This is a genomic window from Bacillus sp. N447-1, assembly GCF_022701035.1.
Classification (GTDB): Bacteria; Bacillota; Bacilli; order Bacillales; family Bacillaceae_G; genus Bacillus_A; species Bacillus_A cereus.
Genome location: NZ_CP065509.1, coordinates 1,847,963 through 1,868,432, shown reverse-complemented (window position 1 = coordinate 1,868,432; position 20,470 = coordinate 1,847,963). Strand labels below are relative to the sequence as shown.

Genomic DNA, 20,470 nt, shown 5'->3' with positions numbered 1-20,470 from the left:
GATGCTTTTGCATCCAACACGAGGTGGTACCGCGGTATATTTATCGTCCTCTACATATTTTCGATATGTAGGGGACTTTTTTATTTTTCAGAGTGAGGTGAAGGACATGATGACGAAAGAAGAATTTATAAAACAAAAAAGAGAGAGAAAGACATTTTTAGTAATTACTGAAGAAGAAGGAGATAGCATTACGCCAATTTCTTTATATAGACGTATGAAAGGAAAGAAGAAATTTTTATTAGAAAGTTCACAGCTTCATCAAGATAAAGGGCGTTATTCTTACTTAGGATGTAATCCTTATGGAGAAGTAAAAAGCGTTGGTACGGAAGTAGAACGAACGATTTTCGGCCGGGCAGAAAAGTTACAAGGTAACGTACTACAAGTGTTAGAAGAAATAATCGCATCATCACAAGTAGACAGCCCATTTCCATTTTGCGGAGGAGCAGTTGGTTATATTGGATATGATGTCATTCGGCAGTATGAAAACATTGGAGCGGATTTACACGACCCATTAAATATTCCGGAAGTACACCTCTTACTATATCGTGAGTTTATCGTTTACGATCATTTACGCCAAAGGTTGTCGTTTGTATATGTATGCAGGGAAGATGATTCAGCAGATTATGAGGAAGTATACGAAAGGCTACGATTATACAAAGAGGAAGTGCTACAAGGAGAAGAAACTGAAGTAAATGCAATACAATCCACATTATCATTCACTTCTTCTATAACGGAAAAAGAGTTTTGTGGGATGGTAGAAATGGCGAAAGAACATATAAGAGCCGGAGACATATTCCAAGTCGTACTGTCACAGCGTTTACAAAGTGAATGTATTGGTGATCCATTCGCGTTATATCGAAAACTTCGAATTGCAAATCCATCACCATATATGTTCTATATCGATTTTCAAGATTATGTTGTACTCGGTTCTTCGCCAGAAAGTTTGCTATCAGTAAGGGAGGATAAAGTGATGACGAATCCAATTGCTGGTACAAGACCGAGAGGGAAAACGAAGAGGGAAGATGAGGAAATCGCAAAAGAACTGTTAGACAATGAGAAAGAGCGAGCAGAGCATATGATGCTTGTAGATCTTGGGCGAAACGATATTGGTAGAGTGAGCGAAATCGGCTCGGTTACGATAGATAAATATATGAAAGTAGAAAAATACTCTCACGTTATGCACATTGTATCTGAAGTTTACGGAACATTGCGAAAACAAATGAGTGGATTTGATGCATTAGCGTATTGTCTACCAGCAGGAACAGTGTCGGGAGCTCCGAAAATTAGAGCGATGGAAATTATAAATGAGCTAGAGAATGAAAAAAGAAATGTATACGCGGGTGCAGTTGGATACGTTAGTTTTTCAGGGAATCTTGATATGGCGCTCGCTATTCGAACGATGGTCGTAAAGGGTGAAAAAGCATACGTTCAGGCAGGAGCGGGAATTGTTTATGATTCAGACCCAGTAGCTGAATATGAAGAAACGTTAAATAAAGCGAGAGCGCTTTTGGAGGTAATGAAATGATTGTACTTATCGATAATTACGATTCGTTCACATATAACTTGTACCAACTGTTAGGCGAACATGAAGAAGAAATTGTAGTTGTAAGAAATGATGAAATAACGATAGAACAGTTAGAAGAGATGAATCCAAGAGGAATTGTACTTTCACCAGGACCAGGAAAACCAGAGGATGCTGGCATTTGTATCGATGTCATCCGCCATTTTTATAAGAACGTTCCCATATTAGGGATTTGCCTTGGTCATCAGGCGATTATATCAGCATTTGGAGGAGACATTGTTAGAGCAGAACGTATTAAACATGGGAAAACATCACGTGTGAAACATAACGGAACGTCAATCTTTTCATACGCTACACAGCCGCTAACGGCGATGCGCTATCATTCCCTTGTTGCAGAGCACACGAGCTTGCCAAAGTGTTTTGACATACTAGCGACAGCGATGGACGATGGAGAAATAATGGCAGTCCGTCACAATTATTATCCGCTCTTCGGATTACAGTTTCATCCGGAATCAATCGCGACAGAAGAAGGCGGAAAGTTAATATGTGCCTTTTTAACAGAAGTGAAGGAGGAGGAAAGAGTATGAATAGCTATCTTCGTAAATTAGTGGAGGGGAAACATTTAACAGAAGAGGAAATGTATAGAGCAGGGCTTCTTTTATTAAATGAAAACATATTGGAAAGTGAAATTGCAGCTTTTTTAGTCTTACTGAAAGCGAAAGGTGAAACTGCAGAAGAAATATACGGCCTTGTTCGAGCTCTTCACGAAAAGGCACTACCATTTTCGAACCATATACAAGGAGCAATGGACAATTGCGGGACGGGTGGTGACGGTGCTCAAACGTTTAATATTAGCACAACATCAGCATTCGTACTGGCAGGAGCAGGTGTAAAGGTTGCAAAACATGGTAATCGTGCTGTTTCTAGTAAAACAGGAAGTGCAGACTTATTAGAAGAACTAGGTGTAAATATTAGTAGTACGCCAAACGAAATTGATTATTTACTAGAGCATGTGGGCATTGCATTTTTATTTGCACCAGTGATGCATCCAGCACTAAGGCGCATTATGAAAATAAGAAAAGAGTTAAACGTGCCGACGATCTTTAATTTAATTGGTCCTTTAACAAATCCAGTGAATTTAGAAACACAATTTGTCGGTATTTATAAACGAGATATGTTATTACCAGTTGCAGAAGTATTACAAAAGTTAGGCCGGAAACAAGCGCTTGTCGTAAATGGAAGTGGTTTTTTAGATGAAGCGTCATTACAAGGGGAAAATCACGTAGTCCTTTTAAAAGATAATGAAATAGTAGAAATGAGTATTGATCCAGAAAAGTATGGTTTTTCAAGAGTGAAAAATGAAGAAATTAGAGGGGGGAATTCAAAAGAAAATGCAAAGATTACGCTTGAAGTATTGAGCGGAGAAAAGAGTGTTTATCGTGATACAGTTTTATTAAATGCAGGTCTAGCTCTTTTCGCAAATGGAAAAACGGAAACGATTGAAGAAGGAATTAAACTCGCGGCACATAGCATTGACTCTGGAAAAGCATTAACCAAATTAAACTTATTAATTGCAGCAAGCAATGAAAAATTAGAAAGGGTGAACTAAGGTGGGGACGATTTTAGATGAAATTGTAGAACAGAAGCAAAGGGAAGTTGCGGAGTTGTATGAAATATATACACCAGTAAAAACAAAAAGAAAGACACATTCACTTGTAGAAGCGTTACAGCAGTTTACTGTCATTGCAGAAGTAAAGCGAGCATCACCATCAAAAGGAGATATCAATTTACACGTTGACGTACGAAAACAAGTGGGAACATATGAGAAATGTGGTGCAGGAGCAGTATCTGTTTTAACAGATGGTCAATTTTTTAAAGGGTCGTTTCACGATTTACAAACAGCAAGAGAAGAAAGTAACATTCCGCTTTTATGTAAAGATTTCATAATCGATAAGATTCAAATTGATAGAGCATATGAAGCGGGAGCAGATATTATTTTACTAATTGTAGCAGCGTTAACGAAAGAGAAGTTAAAAGAGTTGTATAGCTACGTGTTAGAAAAAGGATTGGAAGCGATTGTTGAAGTTCATGATGAACAGGAATTAGAAACTGCGATTGTATTAAATCCGCACGTTATTGGCATTAATAATCGTAATTTAAAAACGTTCGAAGTAGATTTAAGCCAAACTGAAAAGCTTGGAAAAAGATTGAATGAGGAGAAACTACTTTGGATTAGTGAAAGTGGCATTCATTCAAAAGAGGATATTATTCGTGTTAAAAGAGCTGGAGCAAAAGGTGTATTAGTTGGAGAGGCGCTTATGACATCATCTTCTATTAGTAGTTTTTTTGAAGATTGTAAGGTGAATATATGAAAGTGAAAATTTGCGGCATCACTGATGTGGAAACAGCGAAAAGTGCGTGCGAATATGGCGCAGATGCACTCGGATTTGTTTTTGCAGAAAGTAAGCGGGAAGTCACTCCAAAGAGAGCGGAAGAAATCATTCAGGAGCTTCCAGCCAACGTGTTAAAAATCGGTGTTTTCGTAAATGAATCAGTAGAAGTGATCCAGAAAATTGCAGATGAGTGCGGGTTAACACATGTACAACTACATGGGGATGAAGACAATTATCAAATTAGAAGATTGAATATTCCGTCTATAAAGTCACTAGGAGTAACTTCAGAGAGTGATATGAAAAACGCCCAAGGGTATGAAGCGGATTATATATTATTTGATAGCCCGAAAGAAAAGTTTCATGGAGGAAATGGAAAGACATTTTCATGGGAACTACTTAGAGATATGCCAAAAGAATTGCGAAAGAAAATGATATTAGCTGGTGGATTAAACGCTCTTAATATAGAAGAAGCAATTCGAACTGTTCGGCCATATATGGTCGATGTGAGCAGCGGAGTAGAGACAGAAGGAAAGAAAGATGTAGAGAAAATAAAACAATTTATTATAAAAGCGAAGGAGTGTTCCAAATGAACTACGCATATCCAGATGAAAAAGGACATTACGGTATATACGGAGGACGATACGTTCCAGAAACGTTAATGCAATCTGTACTAGAACTAGAAGAAGCATATAAAGAAGCGATGCAAGATGAAGCATTTCAAAAGGAATTAAATCATTATTTAAAAACGTACATCGGAAGAGAAACACCGCTATATTATGCTGAAAATATGACGAAGTATTGCGGTGGTGCAAAGATTTATTTAAAACGTGAAGATTTGAATCATACAGGAGCTCATAAAATTAACAATACAATCGGTCAGGCACTACTTGCAGTGCGAATGGGCAAGAAAAAAGTTGTCGCTGAAACAGGAGCTGGACAACACGGAGTTGCAACAGCTACTGTATGTGCTCTTCTCGGATTAGAATGCGTCATTTTTATGGGAGAAGAAGATGTAAGACGTCAAAAATTAAATGTGTTCCGAATGGAATTACTCGGAGCGAAAGTAGAATGTGTAGCGGCAGGTAGCGGTACATTAAAAGATGCGGTAAACGAGGCGCTTCGTTACTGGGTTTCACATGTGCATGATACGCACTACATTATGGGATCTGTTCTCGGACCACATCCATTCCCGCAAATTGTCCGTGATTTCCAAAGTGTAATTGGAAATGAAACGAAAAAACAATATGAGGCGTTAGAAGGAAAGTTACCAGAAGCAGTCGTTGCTTGTATTGGCGGTGGCAGTAACGCGATGGGGATGTTTTATCCGTTCGTACACGATGAAGAAGTTGCTCTTTACGGCGTAGAAGCAGCTGGAAAAGGCGTTCATACAGAAAAGCATGCAGCAACTTTAACGAAAGGAAGCGTTGGCGTTCTCCACGGATCAATGATGTATCTTCTGCAAAACGAAGAAGGACAAATTCAAGAAGCACACTCTATTTCAGCAGGACTTGATTATCCAGGTGTTGGTCCAGAACATAGCTTGCTAAAAGATATTGGCCGCGTTTCTTATCATTCGATAACAGACGAAGAAGCATTAGAAGCATTTCAATTATTAACGAAAAAAGAAGGTATTATCCCGGCGTTAGAAAGCTCGCATGCTGTCGCATACGCATTAAAATTAGCTCCGAAAATGAAGGAAGATGAAGGACTTGTTATTTGTTTATCTGGCCGTGGTGATAAAGATGTAGAGAGTATAAAACGTTATATGGAAGAGGTGTAAAAAATGGGAGTAGAAAAAATTAAAGCAGCGTTTGAAAATGGCAAGAAAGCATTTATTCCGTACGTAATGGGCGGAGATGGTGGCCTTGAAAAATTAAAAGAAAGAATTCGTTTTCTAGATGAGGCTGGAGCAAGCATCGTTGAAATTGGTATTCCATTTTCAGATCCAGTCGCAGATGGCCCAACGATTCAAAGAGCAGGGAAACGAGCGCTAGATAGCGGCGTAACATTAAAAGGCATTTTTCAAGCGTTAGCAGAGGTAAGGAAAGAAGTACAAATGCCTTTTGTTCTTATGACATATTTAAATCCGGTACTTGCATTCGGAAAAGAGAGATTCATTGAGAACTGTATAGAAGCAGGTGTAGACGGCATCATCGTTCCAGACTTACCGTATGAAGAACAAAATATTATTGCGCCGTTACTTCGAGAGGTAAACATTGCGCTCATCCCACTGGTTACCGTAACGAGTCCTATTGAAAGAATTGAAAAAATTACGAGTGAATCAGAAGGGTTCGTTTATGCTGTTACAGTAGCGGGCGTAACGGGAGTACGTCAAAACTTTAAAGAGGAGATTCATAGTTACTTAGAAAAAGTAAAATCACACGTCAACTTACCAGTAGTCGCTGGATTCGGCATCTCAACAAAAGAACATGTAGAAGAAATGGTTACAATATGCGACGGAGTTGTCGTTGGAAGTAAGGTCATTGAGCTTTTAGAAAATGAAAAGCGAGAAGAAATATGTGAATTAATATATGCAACAAAACAAAAAGAAGAGGCATAGTCTCTTCTTTTTGTTTTGCGTAATAAGTGTTAAAATATACAGAAAATACATATAATTCAGAGGGGGGAGAAGGCATGCTAAGACGTAAATTACTATATCTATTTTTAACTGTACCATTATACGCTTGGCTCATTAGCATGACGAAAATAGAGTTAATGGCTCTATTTTTAGGGTATGTATTCATCTTTTCCAACTTAAATCGCATTCAAGAACAGTCTATTTTAGAAATATGTCTATTTTCGATTAGTATAGAATTATTTAGTATCGTTTCGATTGTATTATTAAACGAACTATTTCTACGGATTCATTCATTTACATTAATGAAATTTTGGAATATTATATTGCAAGCAATATGTACTTACATTGTGTTTGTTGTGTTGAAAGAAATAGTCGGAAAGCAGACAGTTTTTCAGGATAATAGAAAATGGGAGTGAATGAAAAGGAGCCGTTTGGTTCCTTTTTTGAATCTGTTTTAAAAACAATTGAAAATTATAGCATCTGTTATATAATAGTTAAAAATTGTATTTTAAACGAAATGAGATGATAACATGGCCATATTGTTGGCACTTATCCCAATTATGATGATTTTCATTTGTTTATTTTTATTTAAACAAACGTCATTAAGGTCTTCGTTAATTTCTTATGCTGTGTCTGTTGGAATCGTTTTACTCTCGCCAACGTTTCAATTAGGGATAAGTGAAACTGTACACGCAACGATTAAAGGATGGTTAATTTGTTTTATTGTCGGGTACGTTTTATTTTTCGGTATTTTTTTATTTCACCTCATGAACAAAATGGGGTACATCGATCAAGTGGCACTTTTTCTAGAAGCAGTTACTCAGGATCGCTTATTACAAATGCTGCTTATGTGTTTTGGCATTTGCCCGCTTATTGAATCAGTAAGTGGATTCGGTATCGGCTTCATGGTTGCAGCACCTATTTTTCTTTCACTAGGATATAAACCATTTCAAGCTGTACTACTCTCATTCATCGGCTTACTAGCTAGTTCATGGGGCGCAATGGCAACTGGTACGATTATCGGTTCGCAGCTAATAAATATGCCTCTTACAACACTTGGCACAAATACAGCGCTATTAAGTATTCCAATGTTTGCTTACTTCGTTATTCTTTCTTTACACGTTGTTGGCGGCTGGCAAGCGGTTATAGAAAAGTGGAAAGAAGGAGTAGGATTCTTTCTATTATTTTCTCTCGGAATCTATCTTTCTAACGCATACGTAAGTGTTGAACTAGCAGGTATATTAAGTTCTATCGTTACGATTACATTTGGCTTTCTTATCATTAAATTAAAAGGAAAAAGTGGGCAAAATCTTATAACAGAGCATGCGGCTGCAACGGAGAGAGAAGTATCCATTATAAAAATTATTAGCCCTTATATATTTCTAACAGTTTGTATTTTACTTTCTCGCCTCGTTCCAGCATTACATGATTTGTTCAGATCATATGCGGTTCTTGATTTGAAATCATACTCTTACAAACTAGAGTTACTATATTCACCAGGATTTTGGCTCGGTATGACTTGCTTATTTACTATTATTTTCTTCCGCATCCCGTCTCATATTATTAAACAATCACTCTCACAAACGATCAAACAATGGATTCCTTTTGCGATTACGACGACAATGTTTATCGCCATTTCAGAACTAATGGGTGCATCAGGCATGCATTCATTACTCGCAAAGACAGCTGGTGATACATTTGGAACATTTTTCGTTTTCGTTGCGCCGTTTATTGGCGCTATTGGTGGATTTTTAACAGGTAGTAACGCAGGATCAAATGCAATGTTTATAAAACTACAAATGCAAACCGCACAAAACGTAGCACTCCCGTGGCAATATGTCACAACACTTCAAAACACCGCATCATCAGTAGCGACAATCGCTTGTCCATCACGGATTACACTAGGTGCTTACTTATGTAATATCCCTTACCGTGAAAATGAACTATTAAAGAAGACGACGTTAATGATCTTTGGTGCGGTTTTGCTTGTAGTGGTAGAGGTTATTGTTTGGTATATGTTGAGAAATTAAAAATCCTCCTAACATAGGAGGATTTTTTTTATGAATGGATAATGTTTTAAATATGAAAAGCTTCTACTAGATGAATAGGAGATGAAATGTATGCCCTTAAAAAATTATGGTGTGTTAAAAGGTACCGTTATACAATCTAAGATCGGAAAAGGGAAAACTCCTCATTATCAAGTTCATTTACAAGGCGAAGCAGAAGTAGATTATCGTATTGCAATTAACGTAAAATCGCAAAGTTATCCGTCAGAAGTTTTATATTTTGCGAGTAACAATATTAAGTCAGAGGCGATTCATATTTTACCGACATTACCATTCGGTTTTACAGAAATAAAAAACAATGAACCGAAAGTAGCTTTAGATTATATAAGAGGAAATCTATTTGACTCAAATCAAATGATTCCTTTACCTCCCGAAAAAGCAGGAGCAGATAATGATTTAAATGAAAAAATAGAACGTTATATAAAGCGAGCGATAGAAGAAAAAGCAATTATTTACGCGTTTGGCGAAAGATGGGGACCAGAAGAAAATACACCAGATTCCTATTTTCATTTCAAACCAGGAAACGGTATACATGATATTCACATGAATCAAGGGAATGTAGAGAAATGGAAAGGAGATAATGGTATATGGCAAGACGGAGGAATACTCATTCACTTTGAAAAGGAAGAAGAATGGATTGGTATCTTTCTTGCCTTCCAATCACAGTCATGGTGTACCGATGAAGAGGGGCATGCTCGTGTTCCGGTTGAGCATTGTGATTATAAGGGGAATAATTAATAAGAAGAGGGCGTTCAAAAAGAACGCCCTCTTCTTATTTTATAAAACGAAAAACTAACGAGTGTAGAAAGACAAGAGAACAGCAGTGCTACACTAGAAAACGCAATGAGATACATATTATATTTCATAACCTGTCCAATTAGCTGGTTACTGTCGTATTGAAATAGTCCTGCGATTATGTTGAATAAAAATAATACGATAAACATGACGATCACACCGTCTATTGATCCTTTAATATCTGGTTTACTTAAAGCGATATGTGCAGAAATACAAATGGCGATAAATAAAAATAGCCAAAAGGAAGGATTCAATAAATTACTTATTGTAAATAAGCTTTTCAATAATACAAACGTCGACAAGAGCATGTTTTGAACCATTTCTATATTAATAGAAGTAGAAGCGATTGTTTTTTCGAGAGTTGTATTAAATAAGAAATATGAATTCGGTACGAAATAGCGCATTAAAAGGATTAACGCAGTAATACCAGAAATAATAGGACCAATTCCAATGAAGAAGTTCCCAATTCGTTGATATACACTTTTTTGATTGTATTGATGTTGTACGTATCCTAAAGCACCTTGACTTGTATCTGTTGGGAAAAACTGCGTTCCTACAATTTTATGACGAAATAGCACACACATAATGGCATGTCCAAGTTCGTGAATCGGAACACCAATCCAAGCCGTTAAAAGGAATCCTTTTCTTCCGAAAGCTCTCGACCAATACATGCGTGTGAGAGATTCTAAATATCCTAATAAAAATCCAATTACAATGATAACGCCAATTAAAGATAATAATTGGATTACGCTTGTAAGGAGTATTTGAAAAATTGAGGTTACCAATTCCATTGCCAGTCATCCAATCTGTTAAAAATATTATTTATTCTGTTTCATAATAGCATTTTTTTCAAGATTACTAGCACATATATTTTCTTTCGGAAGAAGGATTTCAGAATCTTTTTCTTGTAGTCATGTTTTATGTACAAATTCATATATTGAATTTGTAACACCCTATACGGTATATCCTTAAGGAGGGATAAGAGAATGAAATGTCCGTCATGTCATACAGAAAATGCAGCGGAGGCAAAATTTTGCGGGAATTGTGGACATTCGTTAACGGAAGAAGTAGTGGCAAGTAGTGGCCAAGAAGAAGGGCCGGAACAAGTACGTGCGGCACAAGCAAAGGAAGCTCGGCCAAATGAAACGGTAGAGCAAGCGAAGCGGTTCGCGAGCGGCTATTTTCAATTTTTTAAACATGCATTACAAGCACCCACAGCGATTATGAAAAGCGGCGCTATTGAAGTGCGAAATGGAATTGTAAGTCTTGTTCTTATTTGTTTTTTAGGAGCATGTATTTTTTATAGAATGATGAGTGCAGCATCAGCAGTTACGAGAACATTTGCACCAGATATATCTACTCCCACGTTTTTTGGAGAATCTATAACGGTCTTTTTCTTTTTATTAATTTTAACTTTATTTGTCGGATTTATTATTTTTGTAAGTGGTAAGATGATGAAATCGTCTTTTTCGTTTCTTGAAGTATTTGGTATATGGGGAACGATAGCGACGCCGACTATTGTCATATTAGTCCTTTCTTTTCTTTTTAGTTTCTTATTAATCTTTTTCTTACCTATATTATTATCCGTAGCTGCAACTTATATAGGGATTAGTATAACTGTAGCCGTATTAAAGCTAGACAATGGCGGATTAGATCTCGTTTACACACTTATTATTGCAAATGTTTTAATTGGAATTGCAACGTTCATTGTACTTTGGTCTTACATTAGTACGATAATTCAAGCCTTAACAAAGGGAATAACTGGCTTCTAATAAAAAGGTGGTTGACTGAATGAATGTATGTACAAAGTGCGGAGCTCAGTTTGAAGATGGTGTGCAATTTTGTCAAAACTGCGGGTCGAAGAGGGGACGTCCTGTAGTAAAGAAGAACATGAGCGGCGGTACAAAAGTTGGCATTACACTGTTAGTACTATTTGTTATAGTGATTATTGGCTTGTATTTGTACGGAGCATCGTATTATACGCAGGTGGCACAAGTAGACCGGATGATTACGATTTTACAAGAGAGGGATGGAGAGAAATTAGCTGAGATCGTTACGGCAGATGATCCATCGGTTATGATAACGAGAGAGAGTTTAACGCCTCTATTTTCATATATAAAAGAAAATCCATCTTACGTAAATGAATTAAAAGGATATTTGAGACAAGGTGAAAAACAACGGGACGGAATAGAAAGAGTTGATTTTTCATTAACGAAAGACGGAAAGTATTTCTTTATATTTGATCGATATAAATTGAAAGCGAAGACGTACTATACAACTTTGCTTACAAATGAAAAAGGCGTATCGTTAAAAATGAATGGAAAAGAAATTGATAAGACAGATGACAAAAAGTTTGAGAAGCAATATGGGCCATTTCTTCCGGGAAATCAAGTGTTTCAATCAGATTATAAAAATGACTATGTAAAATTATCTCGTGAGGAAAAGGTTGTACTTATGAAACAAAGCCAATATAACGTAACGATAGATTTAACGTTGCAAGGTCAATATATTACAGTTCAAACGAACGCGTCTGGTGCAACATTGTACGTAAATCAAAAACCGGTTACAGCGCTGGCAGGAGAAGAAATTACATGGGGGCCTGTAGCGACTGATGGAAGTGCGACGATTTATTTAGAACGAAATGGAGAAAGCGGACGAGAAACGACACAAGTAGAGACGATAACGACACTTTCGTCTTATAATCTTCCATTCCAAAAGAAAAGTACAGAAAAAACAGTTGTTTATAATGTTACTCCAACGCCCGCGATTGGGCATGTATATAATGGTTTCATCTTTCCTGATAGTGATATTCGAAAATTAACGAGTGCAGATTTAACATATTTATCGAAAGAGCAGTTGAAAATTGCTAGAAATGAAATATATGCAAGGCATGGACATATTTTTCAAACGAAAGATATGCAAGCGTATTTTGCAAAACAGTCTTGGTATAGAGAAAATCCTTATTTTAAAGGAACGTTAACAGATATTGAAACTTATAATATTGAACTAATCAAATCAAGAGAATAGGCACTTGAAAAAGGTACAGTGTATATTGCTGTACCTTTTCTATCGTTATTTAGCTGGACCAGGATCCCTTGAGAAAAAGATATGAAAGAGAAATGTGACTTTACTTGATCCTCCTGATGTACTAGCTTGTATATGTGATAAAGGACCAGACGTTAGAGCAGCCTCGGAATGGGGTGGTACGACTATTTTGAGCGCATGATCTGATTCTGGTGAAGCAGTAACAGTAATTGTATCATCAGAGAAGTTTATAATTTTAACAGAACCGACTGGAAAGATGGACTTGCCAGCATGTGATGCTGAAGCGAATTGGGTAGCTTTCCAAATATCTTGCGCAAACGTATCATCGTTAGATAACCAAGCACGAGCGCTATATATTGTTGCATTAATGGAAAATTCTTGGTCAAGTGAGACGGCGGGTTTCGGTTCTTTTGGTTCTTGCGGTTCATCTGGAAGCTGGGCGAGAAGGCTGGCGCACATATATTTCACCTACTTTCAATAGTAACTGTTATAGCATATTAAACATGTTGTTTATAAGACACGACAGTTACCTATTCATACATAAGTTTGTGCACCAAATTTGAAGATAAAATTCTCTTTCTTTACAATGGAGGTAGGTGTTATTTTTATAAAATATGGAAAACGTAAAGAGTATGTAAAAAAGAAGGAGTGGTAAAGTGAACTATGTCATTATTGGCGGAGATGCAGCTGGTATGAGTGCAGCTATGCAAATTGTTAGAAACGATGAAAATGCAAATGTTGTGACGCTAGAAAAAGGTGAAATTTATTCGTACGCACAGTGTGGGTTACCGTATGTCATTAGTGGTGCTATCGCTTCAACGGAAAAGTTAATCGCGCGTAATGTAAAGACGTTTCGTGATAAATACGGAATTGATGCGAAAGTACGACATGAAGTAACGAAAGTAGATACGGAAAAGAAAATGGTATACGCAGAGCATACGAAGACGAAGGATGTCTTTGAATTTCCATATGATCGATTATTAATTGCGACTGGAGTGCGTCCTGTTATGCCAGAATGGGAAGGACGGGAATTACAAGGCGTTCATCTTTTAAAAACAATTCCTGATGCTGAGCGCATATTAAAAACGCTAGAAACGAATAAAGTTGAAGATGTAACGATTATTGGCGGTGGCGCAATCGGACTGGAGATGGCAGAAACATTCGTTGAACTTGGTAAGAAAGTAAGAATGATTGAGCGAAATGATCATATCGGTACGATTTATGATGCAGATATGGCAGAGTACATACATAAAGAAGCAGATAAGCATCATATTGAAATTTTAACGAATGAAAATGTAAAAGCGTTTAAAGGGAATGAACGAGTAGAAGCAATTGAAACGGATAAAGGTACGTATAAAGCAGATCTTGTTTTAGTGTCGGTAGGAGTGAAGCCAAATACTGATTTTCTTGAAGGGACAAATATACGTAAGAATCATAAAGGGGCAATTGAAGTAAATGCATATATGCAAACGAATGTGCAAGACGTATATGCAGCTGGTGATTGCGCAACACATTACCACGTTATAAAGGAAATTCATGATCATATCCCGCTCGGAACGACTGCCAATAAACAAGGCCGACTTGCTGGACTGAATATGCTTGATAAACGAAGAGCATTTAAAGGTACGTTAGGTACAGGCATTATTAAATTTATGGATTTGACGCTTGCAAGAACAGGATTAAATGAAAAAGAAGCGAAAGGGCTACACATCCCGTATAAAACAGTCAAAGTAGATTCGACTAATATGGCGGGCTATTATCCAAATGCGAAACCACTTTACTTGAAATTACTATACCGTTCCGACACGAAACAATTATTAGGCGGACAAGTAATTGGAGAAGAAGGTGTAGATAAACGGATTGATGTAATCGCAATGGCACTCTTCAATAAAATGAGCATTCACGATTTAGAAGATGTCGACTTAAGTTATGCCCCACCATATAACAGCGTTTGGGATCCAATTCAGCAAGCGGCAAGGAGAGCGGAATAGCACTTTTTAAAGTGCTATTTTTTTTACAATGAGGGAGTAAATGAAGTTTCACTTTATTTTGAATATACCGTTTCCCCTTGAAAACATATTACGTATCGCTTATATTTTCATATAGTATTTATTTTTTAAACGAAGCAATGAACGAACCAGGGGGCGCAGTATGGCAATTAACATGAAAACAATCGAAGAATGGATTGCTGAATCAAATGCAAGACATGAAGAAGACTTTGGACACGTTGTGGAAGAAATGAAAGAAGTATGTGTCGGACTTGATAACGCGACATTAATTTATACGAAAAATGTATTTTGTTTCGGTAAAAAAGTAGAAGTATTTTTCTTCTTCCAAGACCATGTCGTGATTGGACAAGAAAAAGACGAATATGTTGAGATTGAAAAATTAAAGTATGATGCCATTACAAATAGTAACTTAAAAACAAATGACAAAAATACTACGTTAGAATTAAAGTTTGCTAACGGACAATCTATCAATTTAGATAGTTTAAATGATAACTACGGTACGAAAAATTGGTTATTTGCTAGACAAATTAAGAGTATTTTTAAGTTAATCTAGTAAAAAAGCACGCCGTCTACCGGCGTGCTTCTAACAATGCAAATCCCCTTTTAACCAATTCCGCGCCCGATATGCCCCAACTGGAACTTGAATAAGAGATGTTTCATTCCCAGCATCTATTCCGTACAATTGATCACATGAATTTGTATCAAAACTAAGTAAAGGATGCCCGCCCATCCCCATCGCGGTCGCTGCAAAAACGAGTTTATGAACGAGTATACCTGCTTCCATTTGATGAATACGGTACCCTCTATAGCCTAATGCATTTGTATAGTAATCTTTCTTTCCGACTACATGTAAGCAAAGTGGTACTTGAAAAAGGTTCACGTTATCCATCGTCATACTAGACTGAAGTGAGTAGCGAAGGTCTCCATATCGAATTGGTTGTATGGAATGTGTTTTACTGTTATAAGCGTAAGCCCCGTTTTTAATATTTTTCACGTTATAAAAACATCCATATAAGGAGACGCTTGTATTTTCATTTGTATACTTACCGTCAAGATCGTTGTAATAGGGGAAGGAGAGACTCGCTTCTTGTAGTAAAGTAGCGAGCTCGGCTGCATCCCATTTCGTTAAAGTAAAGTCAGCATCAGGGGAATACCGTTTTCTGCAAAGTTGCAAGAAATCATAAGATAAACGCTCTACTTTCGGCAGTTGTACAGCATGCTCATGATATTGATAGTGCTCTTCATGAGCTAGTGTTTGGAAGTGTGCTGTCGATTCGATCATAGAAGCTTCATTTATTTTTGTTATCATCGGATATTCATCTACATGTTTTGAGCGAACGAAATGTTCATGTGCGAGCGGCGGAATTTGTTGCAACAACTCATGAGAAGTAACTGTTTTATTTTCATGGTAATCATTGTGAAACCAATTAGTTTCTGGCTCTGTACTTAAAGGAATAACGGCATACACACTTTCTTCACCTTCTGACAATCCGAGTAAATGGTTCAGTGCACGGTCTAGAAATTGAAAGTATACGCCGTTCGTATAACCGAACTGTTTTGCACATTCAAGTAATTGTCCAATGAGAACCCCGCTATCTAATCCTTGAAGGCGATATGAAAAGTTATTGTATTTAAAGAAGTTTTTCCAAAACATAGTGGATACGAATGCGGCACCGAAACAATCATGTATATTACAGCGATTACCGAGTGCGTCTGCTAAATAAGAATCGAAATTTCCTTCGCGAAGTAAAATAAGCCGGTGATGCGCGGCGTCATAATGGTAAATGCCGTCTGGATAATCGTCAATCTTTAAATAGATATACAATTCATTCGGATATAAAGCACCGCCTGAAGGAATGGATCTACGTAATACATTTCTCTCGCTATTTAGCTGACATAATTGTGTTACACCAAATGAATACCAAAGGTAGTGACCAATCTCATTTAGAGTAGGTGTAGTAGAAGAGTTCGATAAAGATAACGGGATTTCTAAGGAGAGCGGGATGTTAGGTACATTTCGATATAATTTATAAGGAAGCGGTGCGTCTTTCCAGTCCACCTCATGATTCGGCATAATTTCATCGATAGAGAAATGGAGATGATGTAAAAAAGTATTTAGCTGCATGAAATCCCTCCTTTACTATGGAAACGGATGTGGATGTGGATTTAATTTTTCATTTGTTAAAGGTTCGTCTGTATATCCAAGTGTCATCGGTATGGTATATACCCGGTCCAGTCCTGTAACCCGAGTAAGATGGTGTCCGAACGTCATCGGTAACATACCTGGAATAATAACTTTTACACAGTGTAGTCCGTTCTTCTCTATAAGGGGAACGGTTTGATCTACAACGATTACTTCAAGGTCAGATTGATGCAAACGATTTAAAAGTTGGTGGAGATCGGATGTTAAATCCATATCAAATGATTGTGATACATTCATTTCTTGGAACGTTTGCACCGGTGCATCTTCTCGTAAAAGGAAGTGAAGACGTTCTTCCGTTTCTTTCAATCCGTACAGCATACTATGGTCTTCCATTTTATTAACGAAATAAGGATCTTGTAAGCATTTTTCGTAGTATTCTCTTTTGTGCTCGAGCTCATCGTCTGTTATAAGTAACATGCCTGCTATTTCTTGAATGGCACTTTTTAAAGCTCGAATAGGATCTAAATGAGCGCCTCCTGCACAAACAACGTTCATTCCATTTTCACGCGTATTTTTTGCAATTACCCATAAGCTAGGGATGCCGTGTTCCATCGTCGCGTTAAAAGCGTGTAATTCATATCCGGTAATCGTACGTAACCGCTGAATCATTAATTGTAATTCTGTATCATTTGCTGAACTCAGATCAAGGCGGGGAAGAGGTAATTCTGCATACCAAGTGAGTAAGAAGGCATCACGCTCTACAATTTCTAAAATGCCGTGAAAAATCGCTTCTTCTAAACTACCGCCAATTGCACATCCATTTGATGTTTCATATACGAAAGCGTCTCGATGACCGAGGCTATAATAAGCAATTGATTCAGGAACTAAAAGCGGTCTGTTTTGTGATAAAGAATATCCCCATACCCAGTTTTGCTCATAATCAGGATCAAACGGTTTAAATGGAAAATTATCACGATTGTAATGTTCATTTGTATGTACACCGAGCGAGAGGGGATTTAGTGCGTGTTCTTCTAAATCATGAAAACTACCATGCACATTTGTCTTTTTCCCGCGAGGCGACATCCCGCAATATCGTTCTAAACCTTCTAAAATAGCAGTTGCTTCACTCACTGCAAATGAATGAGTTCGGCCTGCAACACCTTCATTTCCGAACATTAATGGCATGTTTATAATGACGTCAGCGAATGGTAATAATGAATGCTGCATTTTGCCGTTCAACATACCGACCCGATAATCTAAATAGTCTCTCGTTAAAAATGTGTTTAATTCATGAATGGAACGGCAGCGATACGTTTCGGTGCTTACTTTTAAACTCGGTTGTAAAGAAATTTCCGCCGCATCCGCAGTATCATTAGGTAAATTACTACATACAGGACAGAGAGGATCTGGAAGAAAAGAATGCCGCGTACATTGTAATGTTTGTAAGTTTAGTAAAATAAGTTCATTTTCTAAAGAAGAATGGTTATGAGTTAATATTTTTTCTGTTTCTGCGCAAATAAGATGGCACATTTGTAACATTCCATTTTGGGTGGCACGTACATCACGCCTCGTTACATCATCTGCTTTAAAGGCATATTTCCGCTGTAGTTCCCACATTTCTTTTTGGTCAAAGCCAGCGATAAAACGGCGTCCATCAGAACAATGGGAACATCCGGGCGTAAGAGGATGAATGTAAGGACCGATAATACCTTCGCCAAATGAAGTAAAACCACGTAGCCATGGAATATGATTTGACCGAAAAATTAGCTCAGCGTCATGATGAATAGTAGAAGGAGATCCGTCATGTAATACGAGAGCGAGATGAATATTTTCAGGAAGTACTTCTGGAAGGGTATGCTGACGAATGATGGAATATTGTTTGCATAATTGATCATGTACATAGTCTGCAAGAAGGCCATCTCCTATAAGCAATATATTTTGAGTCATAGACCGTCCTCCTTTGCAATTAATACCCCATACACACCGTCTAAGTTTTCTTTCAAAAATGGTTCGATTGCTAAATCAAACACGAAGGGATAAAAATTATGTTCTTCTAAATGCTGTAAGGCAAGCTGTAAAGATTGCACACTTGGAATTTCTTCTTCCGCTTGTATTTCCACTCTAAAAGAATCCGTGTCATATAAAATAATAGATGATTCAGGCAAGATATTAGCTCTGTAAGGAGTCTCTGCACTTTGAATGTGGAGCAGTGATAGTTGTAGTGCGTTCCGTAAGGCTAACGTCATATTAATATTAGATGCACCGTACCATCTATCATTTATACCAACCCAAATGACTGGAAAACTGAGAATCTCTTCACTCATTGCAATTTTAGGTGTTTCATGAATTGTAGCAAGAGCATCGTAATAAAATCTACAATGTTTATCGTGAATATCAGTTAAATCAATCGTTGTAAGTTCTTCTAGCATATGTGACTGCCGCTCATACAGTTTATTGTTTAAATGTTGTTGTAGTGCCCGGTAAAATCCTTCTGTCATCGTTTCTCCAGCACCGATACCGATATCGTTATGTTCAGGAATAAGGCGGTGAATGATTTCTGCTACATATGTTTCAATTCCTGTTAAACCGGCTTCTCGGCGTGCTTCATTATGAGTCAATCCACTGCAAGTCATAAGAGGCAGAAGGGGAGCTGGGCCATCTGATAGTGGAGTGGCTACTTGAATATAGCACTGTGATAACGGTAATTGATATGAATCTTGTTCATCCCATACATGGAATATACCGGCTTCTTTAGAAGTTAATGAGTCGAAAAAGCGGAATATATCAGTTGAAGTATGTTGGCCATACCGATGCTCAAGTTTTTCAGAAAGATTTTCTATCGTATCAATTGTAAAACTTTCATCAGTTGCAAGAGGATGTTTTATAAAAGAATGCCACGTTCCTTCAAGTGTTTCATAGTTTAATAAAAAGAATTGTGCTTCTTTTTCCCGATAAGAATCATCTGCGACATGCTTAAATAATTCAAAAACGATTACATTTGCTAACATGGCAGATGTAATTGGTGAGAAGGAATTAGATGAATTTTCATTTTGTAAAGTCGTTTCATGTAGTCGATGCCATGCGGATTCCCAGCATTCATCACGATTTTCCGTTACGACAGGCCCAGCTATACCGAGTGTAGATAAACAAATAGCTGGTATAAAATTCTTTTTCGTTTCTCTACAAATAGTGTGAACTGTTTTTAAACCGTCAATGTCTCCGTTTTGAGAAATATATAAAATCCAATCAAAAGGTTCGAATACTTCATGCAAGGGACGGTCAATTGTAGTATCGATTTCTTGAAGGAGTACACTGTTATCAACTTCATATGCACGTTCTATTAGCTCATGTATTCTGTCATAGTTTGTTTCATCTCGATCTGTAACGAGGTAATGAAATGTAGGTAAACCAGATTCTAATAAAGAAGAAACTAAGGAAGTAAGCATATCCCCAGAACCAAGTACAAGGACATTTGCCCCGCGGTACGTTTCAAATTTTAAAGCACCTGAATGAGAATCAGCTTCTAAAAATTCAATTTGTGAAGCATATCTGTCGAGTAATGTACTGTTTAATTCATGAGGTGCATCTTGATTTGCATCGCGAACGAAACCATTTTCATATAAAATCTCTCCAATTTCAAATACACGATTTTGATAGGGGAGAGGGAGGCCATCGGTTATTTCTGCTAAAGAATAATTCCCGTTAAACATTGGCATTAATTTTTCAATCCAGTCATAAATTCCATCACCGTCCATGCGAAATGAACTGGCGTTATTTCGAAAATAGACACCCCCGTTTGAATCGGGGAGGAAGAAAGTATCCTTATTTACTTTAAGTTTTGCATGAATTGGAAGGTTATTCATTTTAATCCTCCTTACGTTTAGGCATACATTATTACCTTATGTCATGAAATTTGTCC

19 protein-coding genes and 1 other annotated feature (1 of these 20 only partly in view) are annotated in these 20,470 nt (G+C 37.3%); of the genes, 14 read left to right on the top strand and 5 right to left on the bottom strand.

Annotated features, from left to right (window positions below; genetic code table 11):
- Positions 1-54, top strand: a binding site (T-box leader); it begins 191 nt to the left of the window's first position.
- Between the two features lie 52 nt (positions 55-106).
- The 10 genes from trpE to IQ781_RS09285 all read left to right on the top strand — a co-directional run bounded on the left by trpE (position 107) and on the right by IQ781_RS09285 (position 9,297).
- The gene (gene trpE / locus IQ781_RS09330; RefSeq protein ID WP_053564996.1) at positions 107-1,525 is read left to right on the top strand and encodes an anthranilate synthase component I; all 1,419 of its coding nucleotides are present in this window, start codon (positions 107-109) and stop codon (positions 1,523-1,525) included.
- On the top strand, positions 1,522-2,109 hold the full coding sequence (locus tag IQ781_RS09325; RefSeq protein WP_060634804.1) for an aminodeoxychorismate/anthranilate synthase component II: 588 nt from the start codon (positions 1,522-1,524) through the stop codon (positions 2,107-2,109). Before trpE ends, IQ781_RS09325 begins: the two co-directional genes overlap by 4 nt.
- On the top strand, positions 2,106-3,131 hold the full coding sequence (gene trpD / locus IQ781_RS09320; protein ID WP_139847274.1) for an anthranilate phosphoribosyltransferase: 1,026 nt from the start codon (positions 2,106-2,108) through the stop codon (positions 3,129-3,131). The genes IQ781_RS09325 and trpD overlap by 4 nt, the downstream gene beginning before the upstream one ends.
- A 1-nt stretch (position 3,132) precedes the next feature.
- A complete protein-coding gene (trpC, locus tag IQ781_RS09315) occupies positions 3,133-3,894 on the top strand; it encodes an indole-3-glycerol phosphate synthase TrpC (RefSeq protein ID WP_000536678.1) in 762 nt (253 codons plus the stop codon).
- Entirely contained in the window at positions 3,891-4,505 is a 615-nt protein-coding gene (locus tag IQ781_RS09310; protein ID WP_139847273.1) for a phosphoribosylanthranilate isomerase, read from the top strand. Before trpC ends, IQ781_RS09310 begins: the two co-directional genes overlap by 4 nt.
- Positions 4,502-5,695 (top strand): tryptophan synthase subunit beta, encoded by a 1,194-nt coding sequence (gene trpB, locus IQ781_RS09305; RefSeq protein ID WP_139847272.1) that lies wholly within the window; start codon positions 4,502-4,504, stop codon positions 5,693-5,695. The genes IQ781_RS09310 and trpB overlap by 4 nt, the downstream gene beginning before the upstream one ends.
- Positions 5,696-5,698: 3 nt before the next feature.
- Complete coding sequence (gene trpA / locus IQ781_RS09300; protein ID WP_000537825.1) at positions 5,699-6,475, top strand: tryptophan synthase subunit alpha; 777 nt, start codon at positions 5,699-5,701, stop codon at positions 6,473-6,475.
- Positions 6,476-6,549: 74 nt separating this feature from the next.
- Positions 6,550-6,909: a DUF4029 domain-containing protein gene (locus IQ781_RS09295; RefSeq protein WP_000946131.1), complete on the top strand. Its 360-nt coding sequence runs from the start codon at positions 6,550-6,552 to the stop codon at positions 6,907-6,909.
- A gap of 114 nt (positions 6,910-7,023) precedes the next feature.
- Positions 7,024-8,523 (top strand): L-lactate permease, encoded by a 1,500-nt coding sequence (locus IQ781_RS09290; protein ID WP_139847271.1) that lies wholly within the window; start codon positions 7,024-7,026, stop codon positions 8,521-8,523.
- Between the two features lie 90 nt (positions 8,524-8,613).
- The gene (locus tag IQ781_RS09285; RefSeq protein ID WP_139847270.1) at positions 8,614-9,297 is read left to right on the top strand and encodes a DUF2278 family protein; all 684 of its coding nucleotides are present in this window, start codon (positions 8,614-8,616) and stop codon (positions 9,295-9,297) included.
- A 14-nt stretch (positions 9,298-9,311) separates the two neighbouring features.
- Here IQ781_RS09285 and IQ781_RS09280 read toward each other — a convergent pair whose 3' ends face one another.
- Positions 9,312-10,145 carry a hypothetical protein gene (locus tag IQ781_RS09280; RefSeq protein ID WP_050252143.1) on the bottom strand — a complete coding sequence of 278 codons (834 nt, stop codon included), beginning with the start codon at positions 10,143-10,145 and terminating at the stop codon, positions 9,312-9,314.
- Between the two features lie 195 nt (positions 10,146-10,340).
- Here IQ781_RS09280 and IQ781_RS09275 point away from each other — a divergent pair, with 195 nt between their 5' ends.
- Positions 10,341-11,126, top strand: a complete 786-nt coding sequence (locus tag IQ781_RS09275; protein WP_000650098.1) for a zinc ribbon domain-containing protein — start codon at positions 10,341-10,343, stop codon at positions 11,124-11,126.
- 19 nt (positions 11,127-11,145) lie between these two features.
- Positions 11,146-12,381, top strand: a complete 1,236-nt coding sequence (locus tag IQ781_RS09270) for a TcaA 3rd/4th domain-containing protein (RefSeq protein ID WP_139847269.1) — start codon at positions 11,146-11,148, stop codon at positions 12,379-12,381.
- A gap of 45 nt (positions 12,382-12,426) precedes the next feature.
- Here IQ781_RS09270 and IQ781_RS09265 read toward each other — a convergent pair whose 3' ends face one another.
- Positions 12,427-12,858, bottom strand: a complete 432-nt coding sequence (locus tag IQ781_RS09265; protein WP_050293060.1) for a hypothetical protein — start codon at positions 12,856-12,858, stop codon at positions 12,427-12,429.
- 197 nt (positions 12,859-13,055) lie between these two features.
- On the opposite strand from IQ781_RS09265, the gene IQ781_RS09260 reads away from it, so the two are divergent.
- Entirely contained in the window at positions 13,056-14,390 is a 1,335-nt protein-coding gene (locus tag IQ781_RS09260; protein ID WP_001110222.1) for a CoA-disulfide reductase, read from the top strand.
- A 160-nt stretch (positions 14,391-14,550) separates the two neighbouring features.
- A complete protein-coding gene (locus IQ781_RS09255) occupies positions 14,551-14,961 on the top strand; it encodes a DUF3908 family protein (protein ID WP_000996782.1) in 411 nt (136 codons plus the stop codon).
- Between the two features lie 30 nt (positions 14,962-14,991).
- On the opposite strand, the gene IQ781_RS09250 is transcribed toward IQ781_RS09255, so the two are convergent.
- From IQ781_RS09250 to IQ781_RS09240, 3 genes are read right to left on the bottom strand one after another with little or no spacing between them, the layout of a single operon-like run.
- The gene (locus tag IQ781_RS09250; protein WP_139847268.1) at positions 14,992-16,533 is read right to left on the bottom strand and encodes a SagB family peptide dehydrogenase; all 1,542 of its coding nucleotides are present in this window, start codon (positions 16,531-16,533) and stop codon (positions 14,992-14,994) included.
- A 15-nt stretch (positions 16,534-16,548) separates the two neighbouring features.
- Positions 16,549-18,498: a TOMM precursor leader peptide-binding protein gene (locus IQ781_RS09245; RefSeq protein WP_139847267.1), complete on the bottom strand. Its 1,950-nt coding sequence runs from the start codon at positions 18,496-18,498 to the stop codon at positions 16,549-16,551.
- On the bottom strand, positions 18,495-20,414 hold the full coding sequence (locus IQ781_RS09240; protein ID WP_139847266.1) for a putative thiazole-containing bacteriocin maturation protein: 1,920 nt from the start codon (positions 20,412-20,414) through the stop codon (positions 18,495-18,497). Before IQ781_RS09240 ends, IQ781_RS09245 begins: the two co-directional genes overlap by 4 nt.
- Positions 20,415-20,470 lie beyond the last annotated feature (56 nt).